General features: G+C 66.4%; 18 protein-coding genes. 7 read left to right on the forward strand and 11 right to left on the reverse strand.

Annotation, left to right across the window (positions count from 1 at the left end):
* Positions 1–56 precede the first annotated feature (56 nt).
* From ACP7AI_RS10460 to hisB, 5 genes are read right to left on the reverse strand one after another with little or no spacing between them, the layout of a single operon-like run.
* Complete coding sequence (locus ACP7AI_RS10460; RefSeq protein WP_426167059.1) at positions 57–377, reverse strand: phosphoribosyl-ATP diphosphatase; 321 nt, start codon at positions 375–377, stop codon at positions 57–59.
* Positions 374–1,135, reverse strand: a complete 762-nt coding sequence (hisF, locus tag ACP7AI_RS10465) for an imidazole glycerol phosphate synthase subunit HisF (protein WP_426167061.1) — start codon at positions 1,133–1,135, stop codon at positions 374–376. The genes ACP7AI_RS10460 and hisF overlap by 4 nt, the downstream gene beginning before the upstream one ends.
* Positions 1,132–1,848 carry a 1-(5-phosphoribosyl)-5-[(5-phosphoribosylamino)methylideneamino]imidazole-4-carboxamide isomerase gene (gene hisA, locus ACP7AI_RS10470; protein WP_426167063.1) on the reverse strand — a complete coding sequence of 239 codons (717 nt, stop codon included), beginning with the start codon at positions 1,846–1,848 and terminating at the stop codon, positions 1,132–1,134. The genes hisF and hisA overlap by 4 nt, the downstream gene beginning before the upstream one ends.
* Entirely contained in the window at positions 1,845–2,456 is a 612-nt protein-coding gene (gene hisH / locus ACP7AI_RS10475) for an imidazole glycerol phosphate synthase subunit HisH (protein ID WP_426167065.1), read from the reverse strand. The genes hisA and hisH overlap by 4 nt, the downstream gene beginning before the upstream one ends.
* On the reverse strand, positions 2,449–3,063 hold the full coding sequence (hisB, locus tag ACP7AI_RS10480; protein WP_426167067.1) for an imidazoleglycerol-phosphate dehydratase HisB: 615 nt from the start codon (positions 3,061–3,063) through the stop codon (positions 2,449–2,451). The genes hisH and hisB overlap by 8 nt, the downstream gene beginning before the upstream one ends.
* 100 nt (positions 3,064–3,163) lie before the next feature.
* Between hisB and hemC the strand changes: the two genes are divergently transcribed.
* The 3 genes from hemC to ACP7AI_RS10495 are packed head-to-tail and all read left to right on the forward strand — an operon-like array spanning position 3,164 to position 5,873.
* Positions 3,164–4,087, forward strand: coding sequence for a hydroxymethylbilane synthase (gene hemC / locus ACP7AI_RS10485; protein ID WP_426167069.1), 924 nt, complete (start codon positions 3,164–3,166; stop codon positions 4,085–4,087).
* 5 nt (positions 4,088–4,092) lie between these two features.
* Complete coding sequence (locus ACP7AI_RS10490) at positions 4,093–4,749, forward strand: uroporphyrinogen-III synthase (protein WP_426167071.1); 657 nt, start codon at positions 4,093–4,095, stop codon at positions 4,747–4,749.
* Between the two features lie 20 nt (positions 4,750–4,769).
* A complete protein-coding gene (locus tag ACP7AI_RS10495) occupies positions 4,770–5,873 on the forward strand; it encodes a hypothetical protein (protein WP_426167073.1) in 1,104 nt (367 codons plus the stop codon).
* A 32-nt stretch (positions 5,874–5,905) separates the two neighbouring features.
* On the opposite strand, the gene ACP7AI_RS10500 is transcribed toward ACP7AI_RS10495, so the two are convergent.
* Together ACP7AI_RS10500 and ACP7AI_RS10505 are read right to left on the reverse strand one after the other, a co-directional pair.
* Positions 5,906–6,574 carry a YggS family pyridoxal phosphate-dependent enzyme gene (locus tag ACP7AI_RS10500; protein ID WP_426167075.1) on the reverse strand — a complete coding sequence of 223 codons (669 nt, stop codon included), beginning with the start codon at positions 6,572–6,574 and terminating at the stop codon, positions 5,906–5,908.
* A 2-nt stretch (positions 6,575–6,576) separates the two neighbouring features.
* Positions 6,577–7,377 (reverse strand): hypothetical protein, encoded by an 801-nt coding sequence (locus ACP7AI_RS10505; RefSeq protein WP_426167077.1) that lies wholly within the window; start codon positions 7,375–7,377, stop codon positions 6,577–6,579.
* A 235-nt stretch (positions 7,378–7,612) separates the two neighbouring features.
* Between ACP7AI_RS10505 and ACP7AI_RS10510 the strand changes: the two genes are divergently transcribed.
* From ACP7AI_RS10510 to holA, 4 genes are read left to right on the forward strand one after another with little or no spacing between them, the layout of a single operon-like run.
* Positions 7,613–8,029: a DUF3576 domain-containing protein gene (locus ACP7AI_RS10510; protein WP_426168302.1), complete on the forward strand. Its 417-nt coding sequence runs from the start codon at positions 7,613–7,615 to the stop codon at positions 8,027–8,029.
* A gap of 11 nt (positions 8,030–8,040) precedes the next feature.
* A complete protein-coding gene (gene leuS / locus ACP7AI_RS10515) occupies positions 8,041–10,575 on the forward strand; it encodes a leucine--tRNA ligase (RefSeq protein WP_426167079.1) in 2,535 nt (844 codons plus the stop codon).
* The gene (gene lptE, locus ACP7AI_RS10520) at positions 10,565–11,080 is read left to right on the forward strand and encodes an LPS assembly lipoprotein LptE (protein WP_426167081.1); all 516 of its coding nucleotides are present in this window, start codon (positions 10,565–10,567) and stop codon (positions 11,078–11,080) included. Before leuS ends, lptE begins: the two co-directional genes overlap by 11 nt.
* A gap of 50 nt (positions 11,081–11,130) precedes the next feature.
* A complete protein-coding gene (gene holA, locus ACP7AI_RS10525) occupies positions 11,131–12,102 on the forward strand; it encodes a DNA polymerase III subunit delta (protein WP_426168304.1) in 972 nt (323 codons plus the stop codon).
* On the opposite strand, the gene ACP7AI_RS10530 is transcribed toward holA, so the two are convergent.
* The 4 genes from ACP7AI_RS10530 to mnmG are packed head-to-tail and all read right to left on the reverse strand — an operon-like array spanning position 12,099 to position 16,194.
* Positions 12,099–12,968 carry a ParB/RepB/Spo0J family partition protein gene (locus ACP7AI_RS10530; RefSeq protein WP_426167083.1) on the reverse strand — a complete coding sequence of 290 codons (870 nt, stop codon included), beginning with the start codon at positions 12,966–12,968 and terminating at the stop codon, positions 12,099–12,101. The two genes, holA and ACP7AI_RS10530, sit on opposite strands and share 4 nt — an antisense overlap.
* On the reverse strand, positions 12,969–13,745 hold the full coding sequence (locus ACP7AI_RS10535) for a ParA family protein (RefSeq protein ID WP_426167085.1): 777 nt from the start codon (positions 13,743–13,745) through the stop codon (positions 12,969–12,971).
* Complete coding sequence (rsmG, locus tag ACP7AI_RS10540) at positions 13,742–14,359, reverse strand: 16S rRNA (guanine(527)-N(7))-methyltransferase RsmG (protein ID WP_426167087.1); 618 nt, start codon at positions 14,357–14,359, stop codon at positions 13,742–13,744. Before rsmG ends, ACP7AI_RS10535 begins: the two co-directional genes overlap by 4 nt.
* The gene (mnmG, locus tag ACP7AI_RS10545; protein WP_426167089.1) at positions 14,356–16,194 is read right to left on the reverse strand and encodes a tRNA uridine-5-carboxymethylaminomethyl(34) synthesis enzyme MnmG; all 1,839 of its coding nucleotides are present in this window, start codon (positions 16,192–16,194) and stop codon (positions 14,356–14,358) included. The genes rsmG and mnmG overlap by 4 nt, the downstream gene beginning before the upstream one ends.
* Positions 16,195–16,269: the final 75 nt, after the last annotated feature.

A 16,269-nucleotide genomic window follows, 5' to 3' on the forward strand; every position in this document is an offset into this window, starting at 1 on the left:
AAACGGTGTCGAGGTCCAAACGCTCAGGCCGGGCGCCCGTTCAACAGCCGCTGCGCTCAGTCTTGGCGCGAAGCCTTTTCGACCAGCCCGGAAACGCCTTCCCGGCGCTCGAGCTCGGCGCGGATGTCGTCAAAGTCGAGCCCCGCGTCGACGAGGAGCAACGCCAGGTGAAATATCAGGTCAGCGGCCTCGCCAACGATCGCGGTGCTGTTGTCCCCCATCGCGGCAATCACCGTCTCGACAGCTTCCTCGCCGAGCTTCTGGGCAATCTTGGCGCGACCCTTGCCGGTCAGCTTGGCGACATAGGATGTTGCGGGGTCGGCGTCGCGATTGGCGGCGATGCGGGCAATCAGCCGGTCGAACCTGTCCTCGCTCATCGCCGCACCGGGATGCCGGCGGCCGACAGCGCATCCTTGGCATCGGCGACCGATGCCTGGCCAAAGTGAAAGATCGAGGCGGCAAGCACGGCACTGGCATGCCCTTGCGTGACACCGCTGACAAGATCGGCGACGCTGCCGACTCCGCCGCTGGCCACCACCGGCACCGGCACCGCGTCGGCGATCGCCCGGGTCAGCGCTAGGTCATAGCCGCTGCGGGTGCCGTCGCGATCCATGCTGGTCAGCAGGATTTCGCCGGCGCCGAGCCGTGCGGCCTCGATCGCATACTCCACCGCATCGATGCCGGTTTCGCGGCGGCCGCCATGCGTGAAGATCTCCCATCGTCCGTCGCCGACGGCCTTGGCATCGACCGCCACGACGACGCACTGGTCACCAAAGCGCATCGCCAGTTCGCCGATCAGCGCCGGTCGGGCGACTGCCGCCGAATTCACCGCCACCTTGTCGGCGCCTGCCAGCAGCAGCGCCCGGGCATCCTCGACGCTGCGGACGCCACCGCCGACGGTCAGCGGCATGAAACAGGCATCGGCCGTGGCCTCGACGATGTGCAGCAACGTGCCGCGATCCTCATGCGCCGCGGTGATGTCGAGAAAGGTCAGCTCGTCGGCGCCGGCGGCATCATAGGCGCGCGCCGCTTCGACGGGGTCGCCGGCATCGCGCAGCGCGACGAAATTGACGCCCTTGACGACACGCCCTCCGGCGACATCGAGGCAAGGGATGACCCTGACCGCGAGACTCATGCCGCAGCAGCCAGAGCTTCGCGCAGATCGAGTCGGCCATCATAGAGCGCGCGGCCGGTGATGACGCCCTCGATGTTCGGCTGGCCGACCAGCGCGGCAATGTCAGCCATGCCGGCGACGCCACCCGAAGCGATCACAGGCACCGGGCTGACCGCCGCCAGCGCGATCGTCGCCTCGAGGTTGACCCCCTTCAGCATCCCGTCGCGCCCAACATCGGTAAACAACAGCGCCGCAACGCCGGCATCGGCGAAGCGCGCCGCCAGCTCCGCCACCGATACGGTCGAGCGTTCCGCCCAGCCGCGCGTCGCCACCATGCCGTCGCGGGCATCGACCGCAACGACGATGCGGTCGGGATGGGCGCGGGCAACATCGCGCACCAGCGCCGGATTTTCCAGCGCCGCCGTGCCCATCACTGCCCGCCAGACGCCGAGTTCGAACCACGCCTCGACATTGGCGCGGGTCCGGATACCGCCGCCGACCTGGACCCGGCCCGGGAACGCCGCCAGCGCCGCTGCGACACCGGCGGCATTGCGGCTTTCACCGGCAAAGGCACCATCGAGATCGACGACGTGGAGCGCGGTAGCGCCGGCATCGGCAAAGGCCCGGGCCTGGGCGCCGGGATCCTCGTTATAGACGGTGGCGCGATCCATATCGCCCTCTGCCAGGCGCACGCACTGGCCACCCTTCAGGTCGATGGCGGGAAAGACGATCATGCAGTTAGCCAGGCTTTCAGGAACGCCAGGCCATAGGTCTGGCTCTTTTCCGGGTGGAACTGCACGCCGGTGATGTTGCCGCGGGCAACGATCGCCGGAAACACGCCGCCATGGTCGCTGGTGGCACGGACATCGGCGGCATCGTCGGGGTCGAAGCGATAACTGTGCACGAAATAGGCGTCGCCTTGCGCCATGCCGCTGTCATTGACCGCCGTGACATGGTTCCAGCCCATGTGCGGGATCTTCAAGTCCGAATCGTCGGGCTGCAGACGTGTCACCGTGCCCGGCAGCCAGCCCAGCCCCTGGTGGATGCCGTGCTCGTGCCCCTCGGTCGCCAGCAACTGCATGCCGACGCAGATGCCGAGAAACGGCACCTGGCGACGTCGCACGGCATCCGACAGCGCCGCCTCGATGCCGGTGGCGCCCCGCAGCGCGTTGATGCACTGGGCAAAGGCGCCGACGCCGGGCAGCACGATACGATCGGCGCTGGCAATACGCGCGGGATCGGCGGTGACATCGACATTTGCGGCACCCGCAGCAGCCAGCGCCCGCGCCGCCGACCGAAGATTCCCTGCGCCATAGTCGACGACGGCGACGCGATCAGACATCGGTCAGGGGCGCACCACCAAGAGTGCCCTTGGTCGAGGGCACGCTGTCGGCCTTGCGCGGTTCGATCGCCACGGCCGCGCGCAACGCCCGCGCCACGCCCTTGAAGCAGCTTTCGACGATATGGTGATTGTTGACGCCGTACAGCGTTTCGATGTGCAGGGTGATGCCCGCCGATCCGGCAAAGGCGGCGAACCATTCCTTGAACAGTTCGGTGTCCATCTCGCCCAGTCGCGGCTGGCTGAACGCCGTTTTCCACACCAGATAGGGGCGGCCGGAGATGTCGAGCGCCACCCGGGTCAGAGTCTCGTCCATCGGAATCAGCGCATCGCCATAGCGGGTTATGCCACGGCGATCGCCGAGCGCCTTGGCCACCGCCTCACCGAGTGCGATGCCGCTGTCTTCGGTGGTGTGATGGGCATCGATGTGCAGGTCACCCTTGGCCGACAAAGTGATGTCGATCAGCGAGTGGCGCGACAGCTGTTCGAGCATGTGGTCGAGAAAGCCGATCCCGGTGGTGACACGATAATCACCGGTGCCGTCGAGATTGACGGTCACCTCGATCGCCGTTTCCTTGGTGGAGCGGCTGACGGTTGCGATTCTGCCCATGGTGCGCTGCCGCTAGAGCATCGCGGACCATGGGGCAAGTTCGGGCGCCACGTCGTGCGGCATCTTGCCAACACCCGTGCCGCATTTCACAAGCGCAACCATGAAGACCTTCAAGCTCGGTACCCGGGGATCGCCCCTTGCATTGGCGCAGGCTCGCATGACGGCGGCGGCGCTGTCCGCGGCGCACGGCTGGGCGCCCGATGTTGCCGAGATCGTCGTGATCTCGACGACCGGCGATCGTGTCCAGGACCGGCCGCTTGCCGAGATCGGCGGCAAGGCACTGTGGACCAAGGAGCTGGACGCGGCGCTGATCGATGGCCGCATCGATTGCGCCGTGCATTCGATGAAGGACGTCGAGACCCAGCTTCGCGACGGCATCGCGCTGGTCGCGATGCTGCCGCGCGCAGATGTGCGCGAACGGCTGCTCGGCGCCGACAGCATCGATGCGCTGCAGCAGGGCGCGCGGGTCGGCACCTCGAGTCCGCGGCGGGCGGCGCAGCTGCTCGGCATGCGGCCCGACCTGAAGATCGAGATGCTGCGCGGCAATGTCGCGACGCGCATGGCCAAGGTCGAAAGCGGCGTCATCGATGCGACATTGCTGGCGGCCGCCGGGCTCGACCGGCTCGGCGTCGCCGTCGGCGTGACGGTGCCCATCGACACGATGCTGCCGGCCAGCGCCCAGGGGGCGGTCGGCATCACGGCGCGCCTTGGTGACGAGGCCAGCCTGGCGTTGCTCGCCGCCATCGACGACGCCGCCACCCATGAAGCGGTGGACCTGGAGCGCGGCTTCCTTGCAGCTCTGGGCGGCACCTGCCACAGCCCGGTGGCGGCGCTGGCGGTCGTTGCCGACGGTCGGGTGACGTTCCGCGCCGAGATCATGACCGAGGACGGCACCGAGATCGAGGAAGGCAGCTTTGAAGCGAGCAGCGCCGAGGCGCCGGCGCTGGTCGCGGCGCTCGCCGCCGACATGCTCGACGACGCAGGCCCGGCCTTGCGCGCGCTGTTCGATCCGCCCGGCGCCTGACCGCAGTGAAGTTTCTCGTCACCCGGCCCAGTCCCGGCGGCGAGGCGACGGCAGCGCGTTTGCGCCATGCGGGCCATGATGTCGTGCTCACGCCCCTGCTCGCCATCGAGGCGGTGCCATGGACACCGCCGGATGGCCCTCACGATGCTGTCATGCTGACCAGCGCGGCGGCTGCCCGGCTTTCCGGCGCCGATGCCAAACTGCAGGGCCTGCCGTGCTTCACCGTCGGCAGTGCGACGGCAGCGGCGGCACAGGCTTCGGGCTGGCACGATGTGCGGACTGCCGAGGGTGATGTCCAAGCCCTTGTCGATCAACTGGCGGCAACGGGCATGGGCCAGGTTCTCCATCTCGCCGGCGAGGACCGGACACCGGTCACCTTGCCGCCGGGCCTGCATGTCACCACGGCGATTGTCTATCGGGCCGTTCTGCAGCCGCTGCCGGCCGTGCCGGCGGTCGACTGGGTGCTGCTCTACAGCAGTCGCACCGCCGGGCATTTCGGTGCCGAATGCGACCGAATCGGGAAGGCGCGGGATGGGCTGTCGATTGCCGCCATCAGTCCCGAAGTCCTGACTGCCGCCGGGCCAGGTTGGCGCATCGCCGTGGCGGCAGCGGCGCCGAATGAAGAGGCATTGCTGGCGGCCACCGGCGTCTCGTGCCAATAAGGCCCGGCAAGAGGAACCAAATGGACGCGCCTTTCGATCGCGGTGAAGTCGACCGCGCCAGCCTGGATGCCACCGAGCGCCTGCGTGCCCGGTTGTCGAGCGCCCCGCGGCCGTCGCAACAGGCGCGGTCACGCAGCAGCCTGCCCTGGGTCATCGCCGGGGGGCTGTTCGTGTTCGTGGCCGGCATGCTCGCCAATCCGCTGTTCGAATCGACGATACGGTCACAGCTGCCGTTTGCGGCCGAGATCCTGCCGACCGCCACGGTTGCAGAAGCCGAGGTCAGCACCTTGCAGGCGCGCCTGGCGCAGCTCGAAGCCCGCGCCGGGGTCGCCTCGGCGGCGGCACCGGTGGAGCGGCTGGCGCGCACCGAAGCCAAGATCGAAACCAGCACCGACCAGATCGCGCGTGACGCCGAGCGCATCGACAAGCTGGCTGCCGACATGGCCGCCTTGCAGGCAACGGTGGCCGCAGAGCGCGCCCGTGGCGAAGTGGCAGCGACGACCGCGATCACTGCCGCCGATCGTGCCCAAGGCATGCTGACCCTGGTGCTGGTCCGTCGTGCGATCGACAGCGGGCGGCCGTTGGGTGCGCTCGATCCCGTGCTGCGCCGATCATTCGAGGCGCGCTATCCGCAGGCGGTGCAGCAGGTCATCGCGCTTGGCGCGGCTCCGGTAACGATCGCGTCGCTCCGGCGCAGTTTTGGTGCGTTGCGTCCCGTGATCGGCGGCCGTCCGGCGGCCGATGGACGCTTGAGCTGGTGGGACGCGCTGACAACCACCATCGCCGATGCCGTGTCCCGCCCGGCCAGCGATTCGATCGTCGACCAGGCCGGTGCCGCGCTCGAAAGAGGCGACATCGCCGGCGCGGTTGCGCTCCTGCGGCGCCAATCGCCACGCCCGGCGGCACTCGCCAACTGGCTGTCGGCAGCGGATCGCTGGCAGATCGGCAATGCGGCCCTGGGCACGCTGGAAACGACGACCGCCCTGGCACCTGCCGAAGCTGTCACGGTGCGACCCGATGCGGTTCCCGCTTCGGCAGCATCCGCGTTGCGTGGCGACAAGATCAGTATCGACCTGCCGACGATCAGCTTCCCGCGCCTGCGGTTGCCGGACTGGACGTTCTAGGCGCTGGGGCTTGGTTTACAGCCGCGCGGGCATCAGCGTGCGCCGAACAAGGCGCTGCCTACCCGGATCGCGGTCGCCCCAAGCAGCACCGCCGTCTCGAAATCCCCCGACATGCCCATGCTGAGCCCCGCCAGGCCATTGTCGGTAGCGAGCTTTGCCAGCAGGGCGAAGAACGGCGCGGCCTCGATATCGGCCGGCGGAACGCACATGAGGCCGATGACCGGCAACCCGGCCTTGCGTGCGGCGTCCAGCAGCAGCGGGATGTCGGCGATCGCACAACCGCCCTTTTGCGGCTCCGCCCCGACATTGACCTGCAGGTAGCAGTCCGGGCGTTTGCCCGCCGCCGCGACGGCCTTGCCCAGCGCCGTGACCAGCGAAAGACGGTCGACGGAGTGGATGACGTCGAACAGCGCCACGGCCTCGACAGCCTTGTTCGATTGCAGTTGGCCGACCAGATGCAGGCGGATGCCAGGAGTGCCAGCCATCAGCCCGGGCCATTTTGCTTCAGCCTCCTGCACCCGGTTCTCACCGAAGCTGCGCTGGCCCACGGCGATCAGCGGACGAATGGCGTCGGCGTCCCAGGTCTTGCTGACTGCGATCAGTTCGATGCTGCCGGGGTCGCGCCCGGCAGTGCGCGCGACACGCCCCACGGCGTCGCGGACCGCCGCCAGCCGGTCGGCGGCAGATCCGGTGTCGATCATGCCTAGAATGCGATGTTGGTGCCGAGATACACCGACTGGTCGGCACGATCCGGATCCAGTAACGACGGTGCCACCGGCGCCAGCTTGTAGCGGACGCCGCCGGTTACCGACAGGCGCGGACGGACCAGATAGGCACCCCCAAGCTCGACCGAGTAACGGCGCTCGAGCGGTGCAAACATCAGCATGGAGCCCTGTTCGGCGGTGCCCATCAGGCTCGTCTTCCAGTTGGCGCCGCGATAGCTGACGCCGACATCGACGGCCTCGCGCCGGCCGCCGGACAGCAATGCCGTCGGACTGGGTTGGATGGCGCTGTAGCCGCTGTTGACGGCAAAACCCTTCCAGGCGAGCGAGACGTCGACGCTATATGCCGTCGGCAGCGCCGCGATCGCGTCCGCCGTCGGTGCAGCGCGCGAATGATCCGAACTTGCCGCCGCGACACGGGTTGCCACGCCAAGCGAAAGCGCCTTGCGATTGTCGCTCTGGCCCGATGGTGTGAAGCGGAACGCCCGCTCGACCGTCTGCATCCGCGCGGTCGCAGCGCTGGTGCCGGACGCCGTGAAGCTGAACCGCGACACGTCGGTAACCGGCGGCTGGAACGGCGTCAGCGGCGTCTCGAAGCTGAAGCGCCGTTTTTCCGGCTTGCCGACCGACTTGCCGGTCGACTGGGCCGCCAGCGTCGGCGCCGCCAGCATGGTCGCCAGAAGAACGATGAGCGCGCGAGCGCCCAGGCCCGGCAACGCCCTGGTGGCGGCAGGTGCAGCGATGGGGGCGTATGGCCCCGACGAATCGGCTGCGCGAATCATGGCCTCGTTCCTATCAGTGGCTTGCAATGCCGCACAGACCCCTATGTTCCTCCGTCAGTCTGCCGGCAGAATAATTGCATGCCACTGTGGTCAGATATGCACAGTTTTCGCCATTTCCAGCGTTTTTCGGTGATCGATCGTCACCGACCCGTAAGACTTGGCGCAATCGCCTCGCCGCGCCTATAAGCCCTGCCACGGATTGGTTTGAAAAGGGTCGTCGATGCGGCGCGTCGGAATGTTGATGATCGGATTGGTGCTGGTGGCCCCGCTTGCGGCCTGTGGCAAAAAGGACAAGCCGCGCACCACCGAGGCCCCGGCCCGGGTAACGACGATCGGCGTCAATGCCTATCTGTGGCGCGCCTCGCTCGACACAATCGGTTTCATGCCGCTGGCCCAGGTCGATTCCAACGGCGGGGTGATCATCACCGACTGGTATTCGACACCGCAGAGCGCCAATGAACGGGTGAAGGTCACGGTGGCGATCCTCGACACCGAATTGCGTGCCGATGCGATCAAGGTCACTGCGATCCGCCAGACTCTTGCGGGCAGCGGCTGGATCGACGCGCCGGTGCGCGCCGGAACCGTGCAAAAGCTGGAGGAAACCATCCTCAGCCGCGCCCGCGACCTGCGCCGCGCCCAGTACGACGGCTGACGCACGCCGCCATGGCGACCAAATTCGATCACGAGCGTGCCGAAGCGCGCTGGCAGGCGGCATGGGACAAGGCGCAAAGCTTTGCCGCCGATGACGCTTCGCCCAAGCCCAAGACCTATGTGCTGGAGATGTTTCCGTATCCATCCGGGCGCATCCACACCGGCCATGTCCGCAACTATACCATGGGCGACGTCATTGCCCGCACGCGGAGGGCCCAGGGTTTCGAGGTCCTGCACCCGATGGGTTGGGACGCCTTCGGCATGCCGGCCGAAAATGCCGCCATGGAACGCGGCGTGCATCCCGGCGGCTGGACCCGCGCCAACATCGCGGCGATGCGTTCGCAGCTGAAGCGGCTGGGCTTCGCGCTCGACTGGAGCCGCGAGCTCGCCACCTGCGAGCCCGAATACTACGGGCAGGAGCAGGCGCTTTTTCTCGACCTGCTCGCCGCCGGCCTCGTTTATCGCAAGGAATCGGCCGTCAATTGGGATCCGGTCGACATGACCGTGCTGGCCAATGAACAGGTCATCGACGGTCGCGGCTGGCGCTCCGGTGCCATCGTCGAGCGGCGCCGGTTGAGCCAATGGTTCCTCAAGATCACCGATTTCGCCGAGGATCTGCTCGACGGGCTGGGGACGCTCGAGAACTGGCCCGAAAAGGTCCGGCTGATGCAGGAGAACTGGATCGGCAAGTCGCAGGGCATGCGCTTCACCTTCCAGGTCGATGGCGGCGATACGAAGTTCGACGTGTTCACCACGCGGCCCGACACGATGTTCGGGGCCAGCTTTGCCGCGCTTGCCCCCGACCATCCGATCAGCACGGCCCTTGCCGAGAGCAACCCGGGTCTCGCCGCCTTCATCGCCGATTGCCGTGCCGGCGGCACCGCCACCGCCGATATCGAAGGGCAGGAGAAGAAGGGCTATGACACCGGTCTGAGTGTCATCCATCCGCTCGATCCGGCGATCAGGCTGCCAGTGTTCGTCGCCAACTTCGTTCTGATGGATTATGGCACCGGTGCCATCTTCGGCTGCCCGGCGCACGACCAGCGCGACCTCGATTTCGCCCGCAAGTACCAGCTGCCGGTCACCCGCGTCGTCGCGCCGGAAGGCGAGGCCGAAACGCCGGTTCAGGACGAGGCGTATACGGGCCCCGGCGTGCTCGTGCATTCGCAATTCCTCGACGGCATGGACGTCGAAGCCGGCAAGGCCGCCGTCATCGCCCGCGCGGAGGCCGAGGGCTGGGGCACCGGCACCACCGTGTGGCGGCTGCGCGACTGGGGCGTCTCGCGCCAGCGCTATTGGGGCACGCCGATCCCGATCATTCATTGCGATGATTGCGGCGTCGTACCGGTGCCCAAGGCGCAGCTGCCCGTCGTCCTTCCCGAAGACGTCAGCTTCGACACCCCCGGCAACCCGCTCGATCGTCACCCGACCTGGCGCCAGGTCGACTGCCCGACTTGCGGCAAGGGTGCCCGGCGAGAGACCGACACGCTCGACACCTTCGTCGATTCGTCCTGGTATTTCATCCGCTTCGCCAGTTCGCCCGACGATCGACCGTTCGATCCGGCGGTGGCCGAACAATGGCTGCCGGTCGGCCAGTATATCGGCGGCGTCGAGCATGCCATCCTGCATCTGCTCTATGCGCGGTTCTGGACGCGGGCGCTGGCGCATATCGGCCGGCTGAACGTCACCGAGCCATTCGCCGGCCTGTTCACCCAAGGCATGGTCACGCACGAGACTTATTCGCGCCCGCAGGGCGAGGGCCATGCGCCGCTGTATTTCAGCCCTGATGAGGTCGATCGCTCGGGGTCGGGTGCCGTCCTGAAGGTCGACGGTGCACCGGTCGAGGTCGGTCGCGTCATCAAGATGTCGAAGTCGAAGAAGAACGTCATCGACCCCGACGCCTATCTCGAAACCTATGGTGCCGATGCCGTCCGTTGGTTCGTGCTGTCCGATTCGCCACCCGAACGCGACCTCGCCTGGTCGGATGCCGGGATCGACGGTGCCTGGCGTTTCGTCCAGCGCGTCTGGCGGCTTGCCGAGGATGTTGCCGAAGCGCCGGCCGGCGTGCTCGACGCCGATCCCAGGCTGGCGCGAGCGCTGCACAAGACCATCGCCGCGATTACCGCCGACATCGACAAGCTGCAGTTCAACAAGGCCATTGCCCGCCTGTACGAGCTGGTCAGCACCATCGAACGCGCGCCGGCGTCGCCGACCCGCAGCGAAGCCGTGACGACGTTGCTGTGCCTGTGCGCCCCGATGGTGCCGCATCTCGCCGAGGAGGCCTGGGCGTTGCTCGGGCAGCCCGGGCTGATCGTCGATGCGCCCTGGCCGGTTGCCGACCCATCGTTGCTCGTCGACGACACGGTGACGATCGCCATCCAGGTCAACGGCAAGTTGAAGGACAGTTTCGAATTCGCCCGCGGCGCCGATCGTGCCATGGTGGAGGCCGAGGTGCTGGGCCGCGACAAGGTCATTCGGGCGTTGGAAGGCCGGGCACCGAAGAAAGTGATCGTCGTGCCCGACCGGCTGGTGAATCTTGTTGCGTAACGCCGCTTTTCTGGCGCTGGCCCTGTCGCTGGCTGGCTGCGGCCTGTCACCCGTCTATTCGGGTGGCAGCGCCAGCGCGCCGGCCGTGCTGGCGGCGCAGGTTGCCATAGCACCGATTCCCGATCGCGCCGGGTTCCTCGTCCGCGAAGCACTGCTCGACCGACTGGGCCAGCCGACCGAGGTGGCGCGATACCGCCTCGAAGTCGAGCTCGACGACCAGATCGTCGGCTTCGGCGTCCGCGGCGATAACTCGGTAGCGCGCGAGCGCCGCACCCTGCGGGCCCGTTATCGCCTTGTCGAGGCGAGCACCAACACCGTCGTCGTCGATGCCACGGCGGGTTCGGACGCCGGTATCGACCGGGTCAGCTCCAATTTTGCCGTCGTCGCCGCCGAGACGACGGCGCTGGAACGTCTTTCCACGGAAATTGCCCGCCAGATCGCGGCGCGGCTGGCGCTCTACGCCCGGACCGCGGCGCCCACCGCGGGCCTTGCTGCCGCCAAGTGAAGGCTGACACGGTCCGTATCCAGGGGCTGGTTCGCCGCTGGTCGAACGATGTGCGGCTTGTCCTTCTGTATGGCCAGGACGAGGCGGCATCGCGTGACTTTGCCAATCAGCTGGCGCGCCAGTTCGCCGACCCGACTAATCCGATGGCCGTCGAGACCGTGGATGGTGCCACGCTGGCCAAGGATCCGCAGGCGCTATCTGCCGCTGCAGGGGCCATGTCGATGTTTGGCGATCGCACGCTGGTGCGTGTCGACGGATTGACCGAGGATGGGCTGGACGCGTTGGTAGCGCTGTTCGCGGCGCCGGCCGGCAACCCCGTTGTCGCGACTGCCGGCGCGCTCAAGAAGGGCTCGAAGCTCGTCGCCTGGGCCGAGAGGACCGCCGGCGTCGCGGCGCTGGTCAGCTATGAGCCCTCGCTGCGTGACGCCTTGCGACTCGCCACTGAAATCGGCGCGGAGTTCGGCCTGCGGCCCAGCCGTGAGGCTGCAGTCGCGCTGTTCGAGGCGGGTAGCGGCGACCGCATGATCATTCGCCGCGAGCTTGAAAAGCTCAGCCTTTATCTCGACAGCGCCGTCGACCGGCCGAAACCCGCCGAAATCGCTGACATTGCCGCCATCGGCGTCGGAGCTGGCGACGGTGACCAATATGCTCTCGTCGCCGCGGTGACCGGTGGCCGCCCTGCCCAGGCGGTCGATCTGCTCGGCCGTTTACCGGGCGCAGGAATCATAGTGCTGCGTGCCCTCGAGCGCCGGCTGACGATGCTGCTCGGGCTGCGCGGCATGGTCGACGGTGGTGCAAGTGTCCAAAGCGCCGTCGATGGCGCACGGCCGCCGATATTCTGGAGGGAAAAAGAGGCGGTCGCCGCCGAGTTGCAGCTCTGGTCGACGCCAGCGCTGGTGCAGGGGCTGGCTGCACTCCTGGCGGCAGAACGTGCCATCAAGACATCGGGCAGCCTCGGAGAGACACTCGCCGACGCGGCGATCCTGACGCTGTCACGGCGCGCCGCAGCGGGTCGGCGTTAGCTCAACTTGCTGCACAGCCAGTCGAGCTGGTCGAGGCTGGCGAACCGGATCGTGATGCTGCCGCTGCCGCCGCCGGCGGCAACAGCCAACGCGACCGGCATGCCAAGCGCTTCGGCGATCTGCACCTCCAGTGCATCTATGTTGGGATCGTTGGCCGCGGCCCTGGCGGGCGACGACGCGTAGCGGGGCCCGGTCTTTGCCTGAGCAGAGGCGAGTTGCTCCACCGCCCGCACCGACAGGCCCTCGGCGACAGCGCGCTTGGCCAGCGCCTCGGCCATTGGTGAGCCCGCAAGCGCCCTGGCATGACCCATGGCGAGCTGGCCACCTTCGACCAGCATCTGCACCATCTCTGGAAGTTCCAGCAATCTCAATAGGTTGGTGACATGGCTCCGCGACTTGCCGACGATCCCAGCGAGCACCGCCTGGGTATGGCCGAAGTCATCGATGAGCCGGCGATAGCCCCGGGCCTCCTCGATGGCATTGAGGTCGCTGCGCTGGATATTCTCGATGAGCGCAATCTCGAAGGCGGCACGATCGTCGAGAGGGCGCACCACGGCCGGCATTTCGTGCAGACCGGCGGCTTGCGCAGCACGCCAGCGGCGCTCACCGGCGATGATCTCGTAGCGGCCATCGGCGACCGGGCGGACGAGGATCGGTTGCAGCACGCCATGAGCGCGAACCGACGCGATAAGCTCGTCCATCGCCTCGGGGATGAACGTCCGGCGCGGTTGCAGCGGGTTCGCTGCAATGTCCGAGATTGCTAGCCGGGCGACGCCGCCCGGATTGGCACCTTCGATGCTGCGAGCCTCCTCAAGCAAACTCGAAAGTCCACGGCCATATCCAGAAGGGCGTTTCGTTACAGCCATTTACGCAACCATTTCGGCGAGAGGTCTGGTACGTTGGAGCAGTTCACGCGCCAGGGCGACATAGGCTTCCGAGCCCGCACAGCGACTGTCGTAGAGCAACGCCGGCAAGCCGTGGCTCGGCGCCTCGGAGAGCCGGACGTTGCGCGGGATAACCGTGGTGAACACCTTGTCGCCCATCACCGCGCGAACATCGGCAGCGACATGGTCGGTCAGCCGGTTACGGCGATCAACCATGGTCAGGACGATGCCGAGCAGCGACAGGCGGGGGTTGAGATTGCCGCGCACGCGCTCGATCGTGCCCAGCAACTGGCTGAGGCCCTCCAGCGCGAAGAATTCGCATTGCAGCGGCACTAGGACGACATCGGCGGCTGCAAAAGCGTTGACGGTAAGAAGACCCAGGGATGGCGGGCAGTCGATCAGGATCTGATCATAAGGGCCGAGGCTGCCAAGCGCATCCGCCAAGCGATGACTGCGACGATCGATGTCGACGAGCTCGATTTCGGCACCCGAAAGTGCCGGTGTAGACGGCATGATCGAGAGCCCCGGGATGCGGGTAGGCAGGACCGCTTCTTCGGCGGCGATCTGGCCAAGCAGCACTTCATAGGTCGACGCGCTGCGCGATCGGCGATCGATGCCGAAGCCCGTTGAAGCGTTGCCTTGGGGGTCGATGTCAACCACGAGCACGCTCTGTCCGGCGGCGGCCAAAGCCGTTGCCAGATTGATTGCCGTTGTCGTCTTGCCGACGCCGCCCTTTTGGTTGGCAACAGCGATGATCATCGGCGCTTCACTCCTGTGGCGACGACGATGCGGGCGTCGGCATCGGTGAGGCTGGGAACCAGCGCATGTTCAAACGCAAAGCCACGCAAGGCAAGCGCAACTTCATCATGCACCCGGACACCCTTGGGCAAGATCCACCGCGAACCTGACCCGGCGTAGGGCAGGCACCATTCGAATAACTGGCTCAGACCTGCCAAGGCGCGCGCCGTTATGACGTCGAATTTGGAACTGGGCAGGCTTTCGATGCGACGGTTTTCGATCATCACCCGCTGCTCGAGCCCGGCATGCTGCACAACCTCGGTGAGAAACCGGCACTTCTTGGCAATTGATTCCACCAGAGTCACACGCGCAGTCGGGTCGAGCAGGGCGATTACGAGTCCCGGAAAGCCTGCGCCAGCGCCTACATCGAGCCATGATTTCCCGGGTCCGGCAAGCTGCAGCAACTGTGCCGAGTCGGCAAAGTGCCTACTCCAGAGCACTGGCAACGTGCTTGGCCCGACCAGATTGAAGCGCGTCTGCCATTCCGTCAGCAGATCCGCATAAGTGTCGAAAAGATCCAGTGTTTCACGTGGAACATCGAACTGCGATGCAAAGGCCGCCCGCGCATCGATCATGCAGCCCGCCGCGTGAACGGCAACAGTGCAACCAGAGCGGCGGGCGTCACGCCAGGCACTCGGCTGGCGGCGCCGAGTGTAGCCGGGCGCGCCGCGCCAAGGCGCTCGGCCATCTCGTGACTGAGACCTGGCACTTCGTCGTAGTCAATGTTGCTGACGATCGCGACACTCTCATCGCGTCGGAAGCTCGCGACATCCTGGTCTTGTCGTTTCAAGTAGCGCGCATAGTTCGCATCGACGACAAGCGACGCCCAGCACGACTCGCCGATCTCGGCCAGCTCTGGCCAAACCCGGACGGCGACCTCATGATCGACAGCCGGAAAGCGTAGCCATTCAAATGCCGATCGCACCACGCCGTCTTGCCTGGCTTCTACACCCGCCGCAGCCATCACGCTGGGCGAGGCCTTACAACTGGCAAGCAGGCTCCGCGCCCTATTCTGCAGCGTGGAAGCGGCGTCGAAGCGCAGCTGACGTTCCCTCGATACCAGTCCAGCCGAAATGCCCAAGGGCGTCAGCCGCTCGGCGGCGTTATCGGTCCGCAGCCGCAGCCGATACTCGGCACGCGAGGTGAACATGCGGTAAGGTTCAGACACGCCATGCGTGGTCAGGTCGTCGATCATCACGCCGATATAGGCGGCAGCCCGGTCAACAATGAGTGCCGGCATGCCTAGTGCGCTCGCGGCGGCATTGGAACCGGCAATCAAGCCCTGGGCCGCGGCCTCTTCGTAACCGGTTGTGCCATTGATCTGTCCGGCCAGATAAAGCCCGGGGATCGCGTTGACCGCCAATGTGGGCGCCAATGCACGTGGGTCGACATGGTCATACTCGATCGCATAGCCCGGGCGCAGGATTTGGGCACGCTCAAGGCCTGCAATGGTGGCTATGAACTCGGCTTGCACATCGGCGGGCAAGGATGTCGACAAGCCATTTGGATAGATTGTGACGTCGCGATAGCCTTCCGGCTCCAGAAAGATCTGATGTCCGTCACGATCACCGAACCTGACCACCTTGTCTTCGATCGACGGACAATAGCGCGGGCCTTGTGATTCAATATGGCCACCATAAAGCGCCGATTTTGTAAGATTGTCGGAGATAACCCGATGCGTGCGGCTGTTAGTTCGCGTGACCGCACAAGGCAATGACGGCGTTGAGGCGAAATCCCCCGTCCCGAGTTGCACAGCAGCGTCATCGCCGTGCTGCCACTCGACGCGCGCCCAGTCGATTGTGCGGCCATCGAGGCGTGCAGGTGTGCCTGTCTTGAGCCGTGCAACAGGTAGCCCGAGCACTCGCAAGGCATCACCGAGTGATGACGCGACGGCATCGGCGCGGCCACCACTTGTTCGTTGGTCCCCCAGATGCATGACGCCGCCCAAGAACGTGCCCGTGGTCATGACAACGGCGTGGGCTCTGACTTGGCCTGTCGTGGTCTCGACACCAACCGCGCGGCCGTCTTTGATAACTAGGTTACGGGCCTCAGTGACCAGGATCGACAGACGGGGTAGGCTTGCCAAGCTGGCGGCCATAGCCTCCCGATAGCGTTGCCGATCGACCTGCGCGCGTGGGCCGTGCACGGCAGGGCCTTTCGAGCGATTGAGAACGCGCGATTGCAGGCGTGCCAAATCGGCGACCTGCCCCATCAGCCCATCAAGGGCGTCGATCTCGCGGACGAGATGGCCCTTGCCGATGCCGCCGATTGCCGGGTTGCACGACAAGATGCCCGGGTCGTTTGCGTTCAATGTCAGCAACGCCACGCGCGCGCCCATCCGCGCCGCAGCGGCGGCAGCCTCGCAACCGGCATGGCCGGCGCCGATGACGAGGACATCATAGCATTCCATACCAGCGGGCTTTAGCGCGTCTTGTCGGAATGTTCCACGTGGAACCGTGATGCGTGGCTTATGCCAAGCCGAGCC

It is taken from the genome of Sandarakinorhabdus sp. DWP1-3-1 (genome assembly GCF_049896705.1).
Taxonomy (GTDB): domain Bacteria; phylum Pseudomonadota; class Alphaproteobacteria; order Sphingomonadales; family Sphingomonadaceae; genus Sandarakinorhabdus.

Excerpts from the sequence above, each read along its gene's own strand:
- ACP7AI_RS10460 (WP_426167059.1), bottom strand. The coding sequence starts at position 377 with ATGAGCGAGGACAGGTTCGACCGGCTGATTGCCCGCATCGCCGCCAAT.
- hisF (WP_426167061.1), bottom strand. The coding sequence starts at position 1,135 with ATGAGTCTCGCGGTCAGGGTCATCCCTTGCCTCGATGTCGCCGGAGGG.
- hisA (WP_426167063.1), bottom strand. The coding sequence starts at position 1,848 with ATGATCGTCTTTCCCGCCATCGACCTGAAGGGTGGCCAGTGCGTGCGC.
- hisH (WP_426167065.1), bottom strand. The coding sequence starts at position 2,456 with ATGTCTGATCGCGTCGCCGTCGTCGACTATGGCGCAGGGAATCTTCGG.
- hisB (WP_426167067.1), bottom strand. The coding sequence starts at position 3,063 with ATGGGCAGAATCGCAACCGTCAGCCGCTCCACCAAGGAAACGGCGATC.
- hemC (WP_426167069.1), top strand. The coding sequence starts at position 3,164 with ATGAAGACCTTCAAGCTCGGTACCCGGGGATCGCCCCTTGCATTGGCG.
- ACP7AI_RS10495 (WP_426167073.1), top strand. The coding sequence starts at position 4,770 with ATGGACGCGCCTTTCGATCGCGGTGAAGTCGACCGCGCCAGCCTGGAT.
- ACP7AI_RS10500 (WP_426167075.1), bottom strand. The coding sequence starts at position 6,574 with ATGATCGACACCGGATCTGCCGCCGACCGGCTGGCGGCGGTCCGCGAC.
- ACP7AI_RS10505 (WP_426167077.1), bottom strand. The coding sequence starts at position 7,377 with ATGATTCGCGCAGCCGATTCGTCGGGGCCATACGCCCCCATCGCTGCA.
- ACP7AI_RS10510 (WP_426168302.1), top strand. The coding sequence starts at position 7,613 with ATGTTGATGATCGGATTGGTGCTGGTGGCCCCGCTTGCGGCCTGTGGC.
- leuS (WP_426167079.1), top strand. The coding sequence starts at position 8,041 with ATGGCGACCAAATTCGATCACGAGCGTGCCGAAGCGCGCTGGCAGGCG.
- ACP7AI_RS10530 (WP_426167083.1), bottom strand. The coding sequence starts at position 12,968 with ATGGCTGTAACGAAACGCCCTTCTGGATATGGCCGTGGACTTTCGAGT.
- ACP7AI_RS10535 (WP_426167085.1), bottom strand. The coding sequence starts at position 13,745 with ATGATCATCGCTGTTGCCAACCAAAAGGGCGGCGTCGGCAAGACGACA.
- rsmG (WP_426167087.1), bottom strand. The coding sequence starts at position 14,359 with ATGATCGATGCGCGGGCGGCCTTTGCATCGCAGTTCGATGTTCCACGT.
- mnmG (WP_426167089.1), bottom strand. The coding sequence starts at position 16,194 with ATGGAATGCTATGATGTCCTCGTCATCGGCGCCGGCCATGCCGGTTGC.